At 55.5% G+C, this 15,835-nt stretch carries 16 protein-coding genes; all 16 read left to right on the forward strand.

What is annotated here, in order from left to right; all coding sequences use genetic code 11:
• The first annotated feature begins 593 nt into the window (after window positions 1–593).
• Window positions 594–1,028 (forward strand): D-aminoacyl-tRNA deacylase, encoded by a 435-nt coding sequence (gene dtd, locus ACN080_RS05210; RefSeq protein WP_419110395.1) that lies wholly within the window; start codon window positions 594–596, stop codon window positions 1,026–1,028.
• 9 nt (window positions 1,029–1,037) lie between these two features.
• A complete protein-coding gene (locus ACN080_RS05215; RefSeq protein ID WP_419113225.1) occupies window positions 1,038–2,456 on the forward strand; it encodes a replication-associated recombination protein A in 1,419 nt (472 codons plus the stop codon).
• 327 nt (window positions 2,457–2,783) lie between these two features.
• Window positions 2,784–3,416 (forward strand): 30S ribosomal protein S4, encoded by a 633-nt coding sequence (gene rpsD, locus ACN080_RS05220; protein WP_419099642.1) that lies wholly within the window; start codon window positions 2,784–2,786, stop codon window positions 3,414–3,416.
• Window positions 3,417–3,662: 246 nt separating this feature from the next.
• A complete protein-coding gene (locus ACN080_RS05225; protein WP_419104534.1) occupies window positions 3,663–4,070 on the forward strand; it encodes a DUF948 domain-containing protein in 408 nt (135 codons plus the stop codon).
• Window positions 4,067–4,516 carry a peptide chain release factor 4 gene (locus tag ACN080_RS05230; RefSeq protein WP_419113226.1) on the forward strand — a complete coding sequence of 150 codons (450 nt, stop codon included), beginning with the start codon at window positions 4,067–4,069 and terminating at the stop codon, window positions 4,514–4,516. Before ACN080_RS05225 ends, ACN080_RS05230 begins: the two co-directional genes overlap by 4 nt.
• A gap of 36 nt (window positions 4,517–4,552) precedes the next feature.
• Complete coding sequence (gene alaS / locus ACN080_RS05235) at window positions 4,553–7,240, forward strand: alanine--tRNA ligase (protein ID WP_419113227.1); 2,688 nt, start codon at window positions 4,553–4,555, stop codon at window positions 7,238–7,240.
• 28 nt (window positions 7,241–7,268) lie between these two features.
• Window positions 7,269–7,787, forward strand: coding sequence for a Holliday junction resolvase RuvX (ruvX, locus tag ACN080_RS05240; protein ID WP_419112055.1), 519 nt, complete (start codon window positions 7,269–7,271; stop codon window positions 7,785–7,787).
• Complete coding sequence (gene mltG / locus ACN080_RS05245) at window positions 7,780–8,979, forward strand: endolytic transglycosylase MltG (RefSeq protein ID WP_419099646.1); 1,200 nt, start codon at window positions 7,780–7,782, stop codon at window positions 8,977–8,979. Before ruvX ends, mltG begins: the two co-directional genes overlap by 8 nt.
• Complete coding sequence (locus ACN080_RS05250; RefSeq protein ID WP_419113228.1) at window positions 8,980–9,906, forward strand: shikimate dehydrogenase; 927 nt, start codon at window positions 8,980–8,982, stop codon at window positions 9,904–9,906.
• A gap of 94 nt (window positions 9,907–10,000) precedes the next feature.
• A complete protein-coding gene (gene aroC, locus ACN080_RS05255; RefSeq protein ID WP_419113229.1) occupies window positions 10,001–11,215 on the forward strand; it encodes a chorismate synthase in 1,215 nt (404 codons plus the stop codon).
• The gene (locus ACN080_RS05260; RefSeq protein WP_419113230.1) at window positions 11,203–11,838 is read left to right on the forward strand and encodes a shikimate kinase; all 636 of its coding nucleotides are present in this window, start codon (window positions 11,203–11,205) and stop codon (window positions 11,836–11,838) included. The genes aroC and ACN080_RS05260 overlap by 13 nt, the downstream gene beginning before the upstream one ends.
• Window positions 11,835–12,929: a 3-dehydroquinate synthase gene (gene aroB / locus ACN080_RS05265; protein WP_419113231.1), complete on the forward strand. Its 1,095-nt coding sequence runs from the start codon at window positions 11,835–11,837 to the stop codon at window positions 12,927–12,929. The genes ACN080_RS05260 and aroB overlap by 4 nt, the downstream gene beginning before the upstream one ends.
• 131 nt (window positions 12,930–13,060) lie before the next feature.
• On the forward strand, window positions 13,061–13,624 hold the full coding sequence (efp, locus tag ACN080_RS05270) for an elongation factor P (RefSeq protein ID WP_419099651.1): 564 nt from the start codon (window positions 13,061–13,063) through the stop codon (window positions 13,622–13,624).
• Between the two features lie 5 nt (window positions 13,625–13,629).
• Entirely contained in the window at window positions 13,630–14,040 is a 411-nt protein-coding gene (gene nusB / locus ACN080_RS05275) for a transcription antitermination factor NusB (protein ID WP_419099652.1), read from the forward strand.
• Between the two features lie 197 nt (window positions 14,041–14,237).
• Window positions 14,238–14,843 carry a bifunctional pyr operon transcriptional regulator/uracil phosphoribosyltransferase PyrR gene (pyrR, locus tag ACN080_RS05280; protein WP_419099653.1) on the forward strand — a complete coding sequence of 202 codons (606 nt, stop codon included), beginning with the start codon at window positions 14,238–14,240 and terminating at the stop codon, window positions 14,841–14,843.
• Window positions 14,840–15,823: an aspartate carbamoyltransferase catalytic subunit gene (locus tag ACN080_RS05285; RefSeq protein WP_419113232.1), complete on the forward strand. Its 984-nt coding sequence runs from the start codon at window positions 14,840–14,842 to the stop codon at window positions 15,821–15,823. Before pyrR ends, ACN080_RS05285 begins: the two co-directional genes overlap by 4 nt.
• The last annotated feature ends 12 nt before the right edge of the window (window positions 15,824–15,835 follow it).

The raw sequence follows: 15,835 nt of genomic DNA on the forward strand, positions 1-15,835 counted from the left end.
TAGGTATAAGGGCCGGTTCTCTTTAAAGATTAAGTTTGGCCTGTATTTTGCTGGCTGTTAGGGTGAGGCCTATAAACCGTTCCATACTGCTTGCTGTTTGTGCTCTCCTTGTAGCACTCGTAGCCTGCTTTTTGCTCTTAAGCTTGCCGCCTGGAGGAGGCATCGGAGAGTCTTGGTCATTCTTGAAGCCTACGAAGAGGAACTAACCTCAGAGCACAGAGAACTAGATGCTGAGGACCGAGAACCAAGCTCAGCAGCATAAGAACCTTCAGAGCAGAACAACCCGCCAATAGTTGGCGAAAGATTGCCAACCATGGATAATAGGGACAAAGAGAGGGGAAGCTGATGACAACTATCCAGGCTCTTGTTGCACCTTAGCCCAACAGGAAGATATCAAGCGGCGGAAAGTCCATAATGACCGGGTGCTTAAAATTATTAAAGAAATCGAAGCTAACCTTAAAGAAACCAGTTCTTCACCCAAAAACGCTTTTGGGATAAATAGATTTTTTATTGGGAGCTGAGGGCAAGTAATTCTGGCCAGGTTAGCTAAAACAAGATAGGTGTGCGGGCCACTAAATCTACAAGGAGAAACCATGCGCGTAGTCCTCCAAAGGGTGAGCTCCGCATCAGTTACTGTCGAGGAGCAGACGGTAGGCGCTATCCGTCAGACTGGCCTGCTAGCCCTTGTAGGTATAACGCACAGTGACGGCCCGGGGCAGGTTCAAAAACTTGCAGAAAAAACGGCCAACCTGCGCCTGCTGGAGGGCCAACAATCGGTGCTCGATGCCGGCGCACCGGTACTCGCAGTCAGCCAATTTACTCTCTACGGCGATGCTAAGAAGGGCCGCCGCCCCTCCTGGTCGCAGGCCGCCCCACGCCCCGTGAGCCAGCCGCTATTTGATGCCTATGTCCAGGCGCTCCGCGATATGGGGCTGACCGTAGAAACCGGAACATTCGGTGCTCAGATGCAGGTCGAGCTGACCAATGACGGGCCAGTGACCCTTATTCTCGATAGCGACCACCTTTAAGACAGCACCATGGATCCATCACTCTTTTACCTTGACGATACGCAGGACAACGGCGATGACCGGTCGGTTAAACGCACCCGTGAACGTGCCCCGCTGGCTGTTCGTATGCGACCGCGAACTCTTGACGAGGTCGTGGGCCAGAAACACCTATTGAAGCCTGGCTCGCCTCTGCGGCTCCTTGCGGGTGATCAGGGTGGCCCCGCTGGCCCGTCCTCTCTCATTCTGTGGGGACCACCCGGGACAGGCAAAACAACACTTGCTAACGTAATTGCGGGCAGTGCAGGCCGGAAGTTTGTTGAGCTTTCGGCTATTACAGCAGGGGTTAAAGACGTCCGTTCGGTCATGGAGCAGGCGCTCGAAGACCGTGATTTTCGGGGGCTGACCACGGTACTCTTCCTGGATGAGATTCACCGCTTTAGCAAGGCCCAGCAGGATGCGCTGCTACCCGGTGTAGAAAACCGCTGGGTAGTTCTGGTAGCGGCAACAACCGAAAACCCATCATTTTCGGTGATCGCACCGCTTCTTTCCCGCTCGATTCTGCTCACCCTCCAAGGGCTGACAGACCACGACATTGCCCAACTTCTCAGTCGCGCCCTGACTGATCCGCGCGGCTTTGCCGGGGCTGTTTCCCTCCAAGAAGAAGCCGCCGACCACCTGGTGAAGCTAGCCGCCGGTGATGCTCGCAGAGCGCTCACCGCACTTGAGGCCGCAGCAGCTGTTGCTTTTGGGCAAGCCCATGCTGAGGGGCAGAACTACTCGGTCAATCAACCCCTGCCTATTACCCTGGAGCATGCCCAAGAAGCCCTCAACCAGTCGCTGGTACGCTACGACAAAAACGGTGACCAGCACTATGACGTCACCAGTGCCTTTATCAAGTCCATCCGAGGCTCCGATGTTGATGCTGCCCTTCACTACCTTGCCCGCATGATTGATGCTGGGGAGGACCCGCGATTTATCGCCCGCCGCCTCATTGTCCACGCCAGCGAAGATATCGGCATGGCCGACCCCACTGCCTTAACCAGTGCCGTCAATGCTGCCCAGGCAGTCCAACTGGTGGGCTTGCCCGAAGCCCGTATTAACCTAGCGCAGGCAACAATCCATCTTGCCACAGCTCCCAAATCAAACGCAGTCTACCGGGCTATTGACGATGCCCTGGCCGATGTCCGTTCCGGCAAAGCCGGACTTGTCCCTCTGCACCTACGCGATGGCCATTACCAGGGAGCTGCCGCGCTGGGGCACGGTAAAGGCTATATCTACCCACACGACCAGAAAAATGCTGTAGCCCGCCAGCAATACTCACCGGATACACTCCATGGGGCGGTCTACTACCGGCCAACTGTTTTCGGGAATGAACAAGCCATGGGCGACCGGCTCAAAAGGCTCAAAGCCTTACGGACACCGCTACCCCGTAACAGTGCCAGAGACTGAGTTGCCCGATAGAGATCTGCCGATAGCCATCGGTAAGCCCGGAAGCTATCTGTGTCAAAGAGCACTGCTTCATCTGCCGCAGGGGGCTGACAAGCTGCCGTAGCCAGCGGTAGGCTAATATATTGGCTGGCAGACTATCCAAAACGCAGTAAGGTGCCGCTTATACGGTAGCCACTGATCACCGGATAGCTCGTAGTGATTAGAGTGCGGCTGCTCTACACTCTCCACCGCCCAAACCGTGGGCGGGTACTTGGAGGCCAGGCCACCAGAACAATGGTGGAGTGCCCCACGCAGGGTTCCGCCAACCGCTAATGAAAAGGAAAAGCTGTGGCAAACCACAACCGTACCCGCCGTACCGTGCGCCAGTCCCGTGCCCTCGGCATTGCACTGACCCCCAAGGCAGAAAAGTACCTCGAGCGTCGTCCTTACGGCCCCGGCCAGCACGGCCGTAGCCGCAAGAAGGCTGACTCAAACTACGCTGTCCAGCTTCGTGAGAAGCAGCGTCTTCGCGCACAGTACAACATCCGTGAAGCTCAGATGCGTCGCGCCTACCTCGAAGCCAAGCGCATCGAAGGTCAGACCGGTAAGAACATGGTCGAGATTCTCGAAACCCGCCTGGACGCTCTCGTCCTGCGCTCAGGTTTCGCTCGCACCATCGCTCAGGCACGTCAGCTCGTTGTCCACCGCCACATCATGGTAGATGGCATCCGCGTTGACCGCCCCTCCTTCCGCGTCAAGCCCGGCCAGCTCATCCACGTTCACCCCAAGAGCGAGAAGATGGCACCTTTCCAGGTTGCAGCCACCGGCGCACACCAGGACGTTCTGCCCGACACTCCTGCTTACCTGAACGTTGAGATTGAGAAGCTCCACGCAAAGCTTGAGCGCGCCCCCAAGCGTGAAGAAATTCCCGTCACCTGCGAAGAGCAGCTGGTTGTTGAATACTACTCACGCCTGGCCTAAACCGCCTAGCTTGAACCGGCCCGCTTACCTGGCGCTATCTGGCGCTGGTGAGGCGGGCCGGCCTCATTTAATAACTAGACCGGAGTAGACCCATAGGCTCTTGATCTATCCCTCTGACAAGGTGTGATGCTCCCGACCGGCGAAACAGGGTAACTAAAATAGGTCAAGTCTTACTCTGTAAAGTAAGATTGTTACCAAATCGTGTTCTTTGACGCCGGCCCCTAGCCGGCAGAAAGCAGGTAATCCGTGAGTGGAGCCGACATTGCAGGCCTTATTGCCGCAGGCGTATTCGCCATCCTGGTTGCCCTGCTTGCTGTTCCTATCATTAAGCTCGGTAAGGTGTTTGACGAACTAACACGCACCATTCGCTCACTGAACGATGAGACAACCCCGCTGATTGGGGAAGTAACCAAAACCGTTGCCAGTACCAATGCACAGATTGAAAAAGTCGATGGTATTACCAGCAATGTTTCCGATGCCTCAGCCAATGTCTCGGCACTGTCATCATTGGTCACCTCAACGGTCGGACAGCCCCTCATTAAGGTCGCTGCTTTCTCCCACGGCGTCCGTAAAGCATTCAAGGGCGATGAAAACGCTCCTCAGGGCCGCCACCGTGCACCAGATAGCCCATCAGCAGGTGAGGACCTCTCATGAGTTTCCTCAAGAAACTTGTTCTGATTGCCGGGGGAGTAGCTACTGGCTACTTTGCCTCACGGGCTACTACAACCTCCCCAACAGGGAGCGAGGTAGAACTTAAGCAGTCGGCTCACTTGCAAAAGGCTCTCTCCGAAGGTAGCACTATGGCCCAGTTCTTTGATTCCAAGTACGGCGCACCCTTTAAGCACACGGCGCTCAAGGCGCTTAACTTTGCGGCCTCAGTCAAAGCCGGTATGAATGAAAAAGAAGCCGAGCTCAAAGAACGCTTTGACCGCCAGGCTCAGGATCCCCGACCAGGCTCATTGGATAACTGGCACACCGGAGATCAGGACAGGAAGCGCGGCGAGATTATTGATTCAGAGGCACTCCCAGAGCTTGAAACCGAAGATAGGCTCCGCCGCGATGCCGCTCTGGGCAAAGATTTTTTCGAGTCAACGAACTAAAAAGTTTTAACATACACAAGAAGGAAGATAGCCTCGATGCTCTCACAGGAAATCTCAAAGCGCTGGATCGACTTTTTCGAAAAGCGCGGGCATACCGTAGTACCGTCTGCGTCGCTGGTATCCCATGAACCCGGTGCCATGTTCACTATTGCTGGCATGGTGCCCTTTATCCCTTACTTTCTGGGCCGTGAAGCCGCTCCCTACTCACGCGCGGTAAGCGTCCAGAAATGCATCCGCACCCTGGATATCGACGAGGTCGGCAAGACCGCCCGCCACGGTACCTTCTTCCAGATGGCCGGCAACTTCTCCTTCGGCGACTACTTCAAAAAAGAAGTTATCCCCTGGGCCTACGAGCTGCTGACTTCGTCCCCTGAAGACGGGGGCTACGGCCTTGACCCTGAACGCCTGTGGGTTACTGTCTATGAGGGCGACGATGAAGCTTACGACATTTGGGTAAACGATGTTAAGTTCCCCGCTGAACGTATCCAGAAGATGGGTATGGCCGAGAACTACTGGTCAACCGGCCAGCCCGGCCCGGCAGGCCCCGACTCAGAGATTTTCTACGATCGTGGACCCGAGTACGGTAAAGATGGTGGGCCCGCGGCCGATGATGACCGCTACATCGAAATCTGGAACCTGGTCTTCATGCAGTACCAGCGTGGTGAAGGCACCGGCAAGGACAGCTTCGAGATTCTCGGTGACCTCCCCAAGAAGAACATTGACACCGGTTTGGGTGTTGAGCGTCTTGCAATGCTCCTGCAGGGTGCAGAAAACTTCTACGAGACTGACCAGGTTCGCCCTGTTCTCGATGCCGCTTCAAAGCTCTCAGGTAAGAAGTACCACGGTTCAGAGAACGCCCAGGATGAAGGCTACGACGATGACGTGCGTATGCGTGTTGTAGCAGACCATATTCGTTCTTCGCTCATGCTGATTGCAGACGGGGTTACCCCCTCCAACGAGGGTCGCGGCTACATCTTGCGTCGCCTGATGCGCCGCGCTATTCGCGCTATGCGTCTGCTGGGCGTTACTGAGCCCTGCCTACCCGTCCTCTTCCCCGCTTCACGCGATGCAATGGCCGGTGCTTACCCCTACGTCGCTGATGATTTCGAACGCATCTCTCGTATTGCCTACGCCGAAGAGCGTGCCTTCTTGAAAACCATCGAAAGCGGTACTGAGCGTCTGGAAGGTGCCGTTAAGGCTGCTCAGGCTGCGGGGCAGAACCTTGTTTCCGGTGCCGAGGCTTTTGCCCTGCATGATACTTACGGTTTCCCCATTGACCTGACTCTGGAGATGGCAGCGGAAGCCGGCCTGACCGTTGATGAAAAAGAGTTCCGTGCCCTGATGGAAGAACAGCGTCACCGTGCACAGGCCGATGCTAAGGCTAAGAAGGGTGGCATGGCCGATCTTTCTGTTTTCCGTGAGCTCGCTGATGAACGCGGCTCGGTCTTCACCGGCTACAATCAGCTCCGCACCGAGACTACCTTGCGCGCTCTACTGGTAGACGGCGTGAGCGTTCCTGCCGCTTCTGCTGGCCAGAAGGTTGAAGTTGTCCTTGACGAGACCCCCTTCTACGCTGAGGCCGGTGGCCAGGCTGCCGATACCGGTGTCATCACCGGTAACGGGTTCGTCATTGATGTTTCGGACGTTCAACAGCCCGTTAAGGGTCTTTCTGTCCATCGTGCTGTGGTTCGTGAGGGCGAAGCGGTGAGCGGTTCAGCTGTTGTGGCTCAGGTCGATGTTCAGCGCCGCCAGGATGGCGAGAAAGCCCACTCCGGTACCCACATCATCCACGCTGCACTGCACCAGGTTCTGGGCAAAGAGGCAACCCAGCGGGGCTCTTTCAACAAGGAAGGCTACCTGCGCTTTGACTTCGCCTGGGGCGAGGGGCTTTCTGATGCCGCTAAGCAAGAAGTTGAAGAAGTCGCTAACATTGCGATTCGCGATAACTTTGAAACTGTGACCCGCCAGATGCCTCTCGATGAAGCTAAGAAGCTGGGTGCTATGAGCCTCTTCGGTGAGAAGTACGGCGAGACTGTTCGTGTTGTCGAGATGGGCGGGGACTTCTCCCGCGAGCTCTGCGGGGGTACTCACGTTGCTTCAACCGCCCAGATTGGTTCGCTGACCCTGCTGACTGAGCAGTCTGTAGGCTCGGGTAACCGCCGTGTTGAGGCGCTGGTTGGTCTTGACTCCTTCAATCACCTTGCAACCGAGCGTACCCTGGTTAGCCAGCTCACAGGTCTGCTCAAGGTTCAGTCTTCGGCCGATCTGCCCGATAAGATTACCCAGACTCTGGCCAAGCTTAAGGAAGCTGAAAAGGAGCTCGCTAAGCTCCGCAAGGAAAAGCTCCAGGCCGAGGCAGGCCGCTTAACCGAATCCGCCGAGATGGTGGGGACTGTTCGTACTCTGCTCCACAATGCCGGTGAGCTCGATGCCGGTGCCGTTCGTGAGCTGGCTCTTGACCTGCGTTCACGTCTGGGCGAAGATGCCGCAACTGTTGTTGTTGCAGGTGTAAACAACGGCCGTCCGGTAATCCTTGTAGCTACCAACCAGGCTGCTCGCGATGCCGGTGTTAAGGCCGGTGCGCTAGTTCGTACCGCTACTTCCGTTCTGGGTGGTGGTGGCGGTGGCAAGGACGACCTTGCCCAAGGCGGTGGCCAGGACGCCACCAAGATTGATGAGGCATTCGCATCAATCCGTCAAGCTATTTCGCAGCTGGGGGCCTAAACCGGTGACATTCACAAGAGGCCGCCGCATGGGAGTCGATGTGGGTAATGCCCGCGTCGGCTTGGCCCTGTGCGACCCCGATGGCATACTCGCAACCCCGCTCAAAACCCTACGTCGCGATCTGAAGAAGAACTCAGACAGACGTGTGCTTCGTAAACTCATCGAGGTCAATGAAGTCAGGGAGGTTTTTGTGGGACTACCTAAAACGATGAGCGGGGGAGAGAGCTCCTCCACAGTCATGGCTCGTGAGTACGCCGAGGCCCTTGTGAATGAGCTGGCCGCTGAGTCACAGCAAGTACCTGTGTGGTTGGTGGATGAACGGCTCACTACTGTAAGCGCACACCGTTCTCTTCATGAGGCTGGTGTCTCCAGCAAAGAATTCAAAACAATGGTCGATCAGGTGGCCGCAGTCAACATTTTGCAACATGCGGTCGATACCCTTAAGGTGGGTCAGCATTTACCTGGTTATCAGGTGGAGCTGACAGAACCCTCCACCTTATCTGCCCCAAGCACCTTCAACCATGAAACGGAGAACCCGAATGTCTGAAAACTCGAGTTCTAGCCGCCCTCCGCGTCGACGCACCCTGCGGACCCGGAACCAGCAAACTGATCTTGAGGGCCTGCTTGGTGGTGCCGTTGTTGCTGATCAAGAAGAATTCAGCAGCGATGAGCGTGAACGCGCGAAACGTCGAAGCCGTAATTTCGTGATTTCAGCCGGTCTTGTCTTTGCCGTTGCGCTTGTTCTGGTTATCTCGATTATCAGCCCGCAGATGGGATGGTTCCAGCGTAAAGATTTTGCTGGAAGCGGTAACGGTACTGAAGTGACCTTCACGATTCCCGAAGGTGCCTCGGTCATTGGCATCGCTAATTCCCTTGAAGAACAAGGAGTTATTGCTAACGCCGATCGTTTTCTTCAGGTCTACTCCGATAAGGCTTCCGACCAGTTCTTCCAGCCAGGGGACTACACCCTGCAAAAGGAAATGAGTAGTTCTGCCGCTCTCGATGAGTTGCTTCGCGTTGATGAAGCCAATACCAACTATGTTGCAATTGCCCGGACCTGGCGCATGGATGAAACACTCGATGCTCTTGCTAAAGGCACGGGTATCAGTCAGCAAGATTTTAAGAACCTGGCTGAAAAACCCACCAGCTTTGGTATCCCGTCTAAGTTCCCTACAATCGAAGGTTTCTTGTACCCGGGTGAATACCGTTTCCCCAAGGAAGCATCTGCTCAAGAAATCCTACAGATTATGGTTGACAACACCTTGAACCAGCTTAAAGAGGACGGGGTGAGCGGTGACGACCGGATCTTCCATGTCATCACGGTAGCTTCGATTCTGGAGTTTGAGGGCCGCGAAAAGGACTACTTGCCGATCGCAGGTGCAATTGAAAATCGACTGAACAACCCCGATGGCGAAACAAACGGTTACCTGCAGTCGGATGCTACGGTAGCCTACGGGCTGGGCATTAAGAGTTATCACATCTCCGATGCCCAGAAACAGGACTCCAGCAATAAGTACAACACCTTCTACTACCAGGGTTTGCCTCTCGGTCCTATTGGCTCACCGGGTGCTGCGGCCATCAAGGCGGCAGCTAACCCCGAGAAGAATGACTATTACTTCTGGGTCACAGTGGACCTGAGCACCGGTGAGACCCTGTTTGCTAAGACCTACAGCCAGCACCTTAAGAACGTAGAAGTCTATAACAAGTACTGTTCTGCTCACCCGGATGAGTGCCAGTAGATGAGTGACAGCTTGACCTCGTGCCCCAAGGCTTTTGTCTTGGGGCACCCCATTAGGCACAGTAAGTCGCCAGCGCTACACCAGGCCGCCTACCGGGTTCTGGGGGAGCAGATCGTTTATGAGTGTCTCGATACAGTAGAGGACCAACTAGCCTCTGTATTCGAGTGTTTTGCCCCCCACAGCTCAACCTGCGGTTTTTCGGTCACTATGCCCCTTAAATCCGCTGTTATCGCCTACCTGGATGAACTGACCCCATTCGCTCGTGCGGTAGGGGTGGTCAACACTGTTTACTGGAGAGAGATAGAGGGCCTGTGGCGGTCTTTTGGTCACAACACCGATGTCTCTGGAATTGTGAATGCCCTGAGACAGGAAGGTTTGTTGGGTCTACCTGCCCGTGCCGCTGTTTTGGGCGGAGGCGGTACCGCAACCGCAGCATTGGCGGCCCTACGTTTTATGGGCTCTACCGGGGCAGATGTCTTTGTGCGGGACCCACGTCGCGCAGAGGGAGCCCAGCAGGCCGCGCAGCGGTTGGGTATGGACCTAACTTTTATCCCGCTTGCTGAGTTCTGGTCTAGGCTCGAGGACTATGAGCTGACAATCAGTACGCTACCTGCGGGGGCAGCCGACAAGGTGGTCGAAACAGGGCCCCGCGCACACCGAGCGGGCTACCTTCTTGACGTGTCCTATGACCCCTGGCCGTCCAAGCTAGCCTTGGCTTACCAAGAATCTGGCGGGAGGGTAACCAGCGGCCTTGAAATGCTCATGTACCAGGCAGTGGACCAGGTCAGGCTCTTCACGGGCCGGTCGCTTGAAGATTATCTACCTTACGAGCAGCAGGTCCTGGAAGCTATGCGAAAGGCTGTGGACCTACCGCTGACGGGGTACCTACCCCAGCAGGTCAGTGATCCGAGCGCACTGGGCATGTAGGTTAGCCCGAATGGTGGTGCAAGAGTTGCTATCACCGGGCTTTTTTGGAAATCTTAGACAGTAGACCCACAGGTAATGATAAAGAAGGTTAGAGATGTTGCGTTGGCTAACAGCCGGTGAATCACACGGCCAAGCATTGGTCGGAATTATCGAAGGTGTCCCTGCCGGTCTTGAGCTGACCAGCCAGATGGTGCGCGACGCTCTGGCCCGTCGCAGGCTCGGTTACGGTCGTGGCGCACGAATGAAGTTTGAGGAAGATGCTGTGCGTATCCTGGGCGGTGTTCGCCACGGCAAGACCCAGGGCGGACCCGTAGCGCTTGAGATAGCCAATACCGAGTGGCCTAAGTGGGTCGATGTCATGTCTTCTGACCCGGTAGACCCCGCACTGCTTGAAGGCCGTGCTCGCAACGCGGCTCTGACCCGCCCCCGCCCCGGCCACGCAGATTTTGCCGGTATGCAAAAGTATGGCTTCGATGAGGCTCGCCCGGTGCTTGAACGCGCTAGTGCCCGCGAGACCGCAACCCGCGTTGCCCTTGGAGTAGTTGCCTCTCAGATTTTGAAGGCTCTTGATGTTGAGCTAGTCAGTCACACTACAGCGATAGCTGGGGTAGAGGCCCCCGCAGATGCTGCTCGCCCCACCCCGCGCGATGTGCAGGCCTTGGACGCTGATCCGCTTCGCTGTTTCGATGCCGCAACCTCTGAGGCTATGGTGGCATGTATTGATAAGGCCCACAAAGATGGTGAGACCCTGGGCGGGGTTGTTGAGGTACTGGCCTACGGCTTGCCCCCTGGACTGGGTTCTTACGTGCACTGGGACCGTCGTCTGGATGCACGTCTAGCCGCAGCTCTGATGGGGATTCAGGCTATCAAGGGTGTTGAAGTCGGTGACGGTTTTGAAACTGCCCGCAGGCCTGGCACTCAGGCGCACGATGAAATCCTTCCGGGTGATGCAGGAGTCCAGCGTGCTTCTAACAAGGCCGGCGGTATTGAAGGCGGCATGACCATTGGCGACCTCTTGCGCGTTCGTGCGGCTATGAAACCAATTGCAACCGTGCCCAAGGCTCTGGCGACTATTGATACCTCAACCGGCCAAGTAGCAAAGGCGCACCATCAGCGTTCTGACGTGTGTGCTGTTCCCGCCGCAGGCGTGGTTGCCGAAGCTATGGTAGCGCTGGTGCTTGCCGATGCCGCTCTCGAGAAGTTTGGGGGCGATAACATTACCGAGACCAGGCGCAACCTGGATGCCTACCTGACGGCTATTCCTAAGTCGCTGGCTTGGGAATCTAAGGTAGCAGGGTGGAGCAAGTAACCATGCCCTCCCGGTCCCGTACCCACGCGATCGATATGACTGAGGTTCTGGCTCCTAACCAGGTACGAGAGGTTCAAGAAACCTATATCGAAAAGTCCCGCCCCGTTGTCTTGATTGGCCCCATGGCTGCTGGTAAGTCCTATATTGGCACCCACTTGTCTCGCTTTTACGGTTACGAGTTCCTTGATTCAGACCATCTGATTGTCGAGAAGTACGGAAAGATTTCACAGATTTTCGGAGACTACGGCGAAACTGAATTCCGTAAAATTGAAGCCGCTGTCATTGAAGAAGTCCTGGCTTCCCCTGCCCGACGAAACACCATTTTTTCTCTGGGCGGGGGAGCACCTATGACTGACGCCGTCGCTGAGATTCTAAAGAACCAGACTGTGGTGTATATCAAGGTCGATGCAGAAACTGTGGCACCGCGTATCCAAAACAGCAAGACCAGGCCCCTCTTGCAACCTAATCCTGTGGAAAAATGGTCGGAAATTTTCGAGTCGCGGAGGGAACGCTATGAGTCTCTAGCCAGTTATACGCTCGATGCCAGAGGCGGCAGAAGTATCACCGCTATGACCGCCGAGATACAGAACTTCATCATCACAACCCGAAAAGGTGGAGCATGACTACAAGAGAGACAACCGTCATTCCGGTAACAGGTTCACAGCCGAGCGAAAACTACCGGGTATTGGTTGGCCATGATCTGCTCGGACAAATCCCCGAGATTCTAGGACAACGTACGCGGCGGATTTTGGTGATTCATCCCAGAGCACTCCGCTCGACCGGTGAGCTTGTCATGGATCAGATGCGTAGAGCCAGCTTTGAAGCTTTTTCGGCTGAAATTCCCGATGCTGAAGAGGGCAAACACATTCAGGTTGCGGCTTTCTGCTGGCAGGTATTGGGGCAGAACGACTTTACCCGCAGCGACGCGGTGATTGCAGTCGGTGGTGGGGCGGTCACGGACCTGGCTGGCTTTGTTGCTGCCACCTGGTTGCGTGGAGTACGCGTTATCCACATCCCAACAACTCTACTGGGCATGGTGGATGCTGCCGTCGGGGGGAAAACCGGCATTAACACTGCCGAGGGAAAAAACCTGGTGGGTGCTTTCCACCCGCCGGCAGCTGTGCTCTGCGAGCTGGGTGTCTTACGAACTTTGCCGGAGCATGAGCTATTGACCGGTATGGCGGAGGTCGTCAAGTGTGGTTTTATTGCCGACCCGGTTATTCTCGATCTGATTGAGCAGAACCCCTCCAAGGTCCGTGATTCTCAGTCCCATGTGGTACGTGAACTTATTGAGCGGTCAATTAGGGTCAAGGCCGAGATTGTCTCTGAAGACCTGAAAGAAAGTGGCCGCCGTGAGTTCCTCAACTACGGGCACACTCTGGGCCACGCTATTGAACATGCTGAACGCTACCAGTGGCGTCACGGTGCTGCGGTAGCAGTTGGCATGGTCTTTGCTGCTGAGCTGTCACTGGCTGCCGGCTACTTGGACGAGGCAACGGTGGAGCGTACACGCGCGATCTGTCAGTCTCTCAATCTGCCGATCACTTACCCGGCCGATCGCTGGACAAAGCTACTAGAAACTATGCGCCGAGATAAAAAGGCTCGCGGTAGTCTTCTGCGGTTTGTGGTGCTTGAAGGGCTGGCTAGGCCCCGTATCTACGAAGTTCCCGATGACTCAATTCTCTTCATGACCTACCAAGAGGTCGCGGCATAGCCGCTATAGCAGAAGCCCAGACGGTGTGAAACTCGCCAAGTAATCGCACAATCACCCGGGGGAAGCGGTAGACTGGTCTACGGTTTAACCCGCAACGCTTATTGAAAAATTATTTATTAGAGGAGAGTCTGTTGGCTACTACCGCAGATATCAAGAACGGTGTCGTTCTGAAAATTGATGGCAATCTCTGGTCCGTTATCGAGTTCCAGCACGTAAAGCCCGGCAAGGGTGGTGCCTTCGTCCGTACCAAGCTACGCAACGTCACCAGCGGCAAGGTAGTTGATAAGACTTTCAACGCAGGTGCCAAGGTTGAGACTGCAACCGTTGACCGTTCAGACTACCAGTACCTTTACCAGGACGGTACTGACTATGTCTTCATGGACCTCAAGACCTACGATCAGATCAATGTTTCTGAGATTACCGTGGGCGATGCCGCTAAGTTCATGCTGGAAAACCAGACAGCTACTATTGCCATGTACGAGGGTTCACCTCTGTACATTGAACTGCCCGCATCTGTAGTCCTCGAAATTACCTACACCGAACCCGGCCTGCAGGGTGACCGTTCAACCGGTGGCACCAAGCCTGCAACCGTTGAAACCGGCGCTGAGATTCAGGTTCCTCTCTTCCTTGAGACCGGTACAAAGGTCAAGGTTGACACCCGTACTGGTGAATACCTGGGTCGCGTCAACGACTAAGTACCGTGAATTCAAGAACCAAAGCTAGACTTCGTGCCCTCGAAGTCCTGTTTGAAGCTGACCAGCGTGGCGATGACATCCTTGATGTTCTTACCCGTCGACGTATGCATACCTCAGCACAGATTTCCCTGTACTCCGAGCAGGTGGTTCGCGGTGTCCGTGACCACGCCGAAGAAATTCGGGAGTACATTGAAACCTATTCGCAGGACTGGACTATGGACCGCATGCCCAGTGTTGACCGTGTTGCCCTACAACTTGGTGCCTGGGAGCTTCTCTACAATGATGAGATTCCCGATGCGGTAGCTATCTCAGAGGCCACCGGCCTGGTAAGGCTCCTCTCAACCGATGACTCACCCAAATTTGTCAACGGTTTGTTGGATCGTTTGCGCCAGGTTAAGCCGACCCTTCTGGCATAGTTCCTACTTTTTATCCCCACCCGCTCATTGAGCAGGTGGGGATTTTGCCTTCGGGCCTTGGGACTGCACAGCGATAAGGTGCGTCCAGTACGTAATATTTTTGTGGCCCTCATACCACCGGGTAACCTGACATGGTAAATTGAAGTGCGACAGCAACCTTTAAGTCCGTCCTGTGAGGCGGGGAAGGAGGCCGGCACATGATGGATACCACCGGTGTATCTTCAGACCCAGAACACCAGAGAGTGATTCTGGAGCAAGCCGACATAGAGCGTGCGCTCACGCGCATTGCACACGAAATTTTGGAAGCCAACAAGGGCAGTGAAAATCTGGTTCTGCTGGGTATTCCACGCCGAGGATATCCTCTTGCCGAAAGGATCGCCGCTAAGATAGCGCAGACTGATTCCGGCTTTAATCCAGCCCTTTCGCTCGGCCAACTCGATATCACCATGTACCGTGATGATCTCAGGTCTATGCCCGGGCGAACCCCACAGCCAACGCGCCTACCGGCTGCCGGGATTGACGGCAAGAATGTGGTATTGGTCGACGATGTCCTCTACTCAGGGCGGACCATTCGGTCCGCTCTCGATGCCCTCAAAGATTACGGTCGCCCAGCGGTAGTTCGGTTAGCCGTTCTCGTGGACCGGGGCCACAGGCAACTACCTATCCGGGCTGACCATGTGGGAAAGAACCTGCCCACCAGCTCCGGCGAATCCGTCAAAGTCCTCTTGGAGAGCATAGACGCTATCAGCGACCGAGTAGTGATTATTCAGAAGGCATCAACCAAACAGGGGGCTGGTGCATGAAACACCTACTGGATACCCAAGACCTGAGCCTGCCAGAAGCTCTCGATATTCTCGACACCGCCGATTACATGGGTGAAATCGGCCAGCGCGAGGTCAAAAAACTGCCCGTCCTTCAAGGCAGAACCGTTGTTAATCTTTTCTTCGAGGACTCCACCCGCACCCGCCTCTCATTTGAGGCAGCAGAGAAGCGGCTCTCTGCAGATATCATCAATTTTTCCGCCAAAGGGTCTTCTGTTTCCAAGGGCGAATCTCTTAAAGACACTGCTCAGACCTTAGCGGCTATCAAGGCTGATGCAGTTGTTATCCGGCACAGTGCCTCCGGGGCACCCCAGCGTTTAGCCCAAGCCGGTTGGATTGATGTGCCTGTTCTCAACGCCGGTGATGGAACCCACGCCCACCCCACTCAGGCTCTGCTCGATGCTATGACTCTCCGGCAGTTCAAGGCCCGTGTTGAGGGGCGCGAGACCCGAGGACTCACCCTTGAGGGCATGCGGATCGCCATTGTGGGCGATATCCTGCACTCCCGTGTAGCCCGCTCCAACCTCTGGCTACTTCACACCTTAGGTGCAACCGTTAAGTTTGTCGCACCACCGACCCTGCTACCGGTGGAAATCAAACATTGGCCAGCAGAAGTTTACTACGACCTTGACGATGCGATTGAGTCAGGCCTTGATGCCATCATGATGTTGCGCATCCAAAAAGAGCGTATGAACGACGCTTTCTTCCCCTCCAGCCAAGAATATTCCCGCCGCTGGGGGCTTACCCCTGAACGCTTTATCAGGCTTGATAGCGCTAGCCATGAAACCGCAATTCTGCACCCCGGCCCCATGAACCGAGGTCTAGAGATTTGTGCCCAAGCAGCTGATTCACCCCGCTCCTGGGTGCTGCGCCAAGTCACTAACGGCGTATCGGTCCGTATGGCCGTGCTCTATCTACTCATGACCGGTGGCTCATCCGCTGACTTCTACTCGGGTTCCTAACCCCGCAAGGAA

The organism is Rothia sp. CCM 9416 (genome assembly GCF_048513535.1).
Lineage (GTDB): Bacteria > Actinomycetota > Actinomycetes > Actinomycetales > Micrococcaceae > Rothia.

What these genes read in the sequence shown, in the direction of transcription:
- mltG (WP_419099646.1), top strand. Translation starts at nt 7,780, where the DNA reads ATGTCTGAAAACTCGAGTTCTAGCCGCCCTCCGCGTCGACGCACCCTG.
- ACN080_RS05215 (WP_419113225.1), top strand. Translation starts at nt 1,038, where the DNA reads ATGGATCCATCACTCTTTTACCTTGACGATACGCAGGACAACGGCGAT.
- ruvX (WP_419112055.1), top strand. Translation starts at nt 7,269, where the DNA reads ATGGGAGTCGATGTGGGTAATGCCCGCGTCGGCTTGGCCCTGTGCGAC.
- ACN080_RS05285 (WP_419113232.1), top strand. Translation starts at nt 14,840, where the DNA reads ATGAAACACCTACTGGATACCCAAGACCTGAGCCTGCCAGAAGCTCTC.
- dtd (WP_419110395.1), top strand. Translation starts at nt 594, where the DNA reads ATGCGCGTAGTCCTCCAAAGGGTGAGCTCCGCATCAGTTACTGTCGAG.
- alaS (WP_419113227.1), top strand. Translation starts at nt 4,553, where the DNA reads ATGCTCTCACAGGAAATCTCAAAGCGCTGGATCGACTTTTTCGAAAAG.
- aroC (WP_419113229.1), top strand. Translation starts at nt 10,001, where the DNA reads ATGTTGCGTTGGCTAACAGCCGGTGAATCACACGGCCAAGCATTGGTC.
- pyrR (WP_419099653.1), top strand. Translation starts at nt 14,238, where the DNA reads ATGATGGATACCACCGGTGTATCTTCAGACCCAGAACACCAGAGAGTG.
- aroB (WP_419113231.1), top strand. Translation starts at nt 11,835, where the DNA reads ATGACTACAAGAGAGACAACCGTCATTCCGGTAACAGGTTCACAGCCG.
- ACN080_RS05230 (WP_419113226.1), top strand. Translation starts at nt 4,067, where the DNA reads ATGAGTTTCCTCAAGAAACTTGTTCTGATTGCCGGGGGAGTAGCTACT.
- ACN080_RS05250 (WP_419113228.1), top strand. Translation starts at nt 8,980, where the DNA reads ATGAGTGACAGCTTGACCTCGTGCCCCAAGGCTTTTGTCTTGGGGCAC.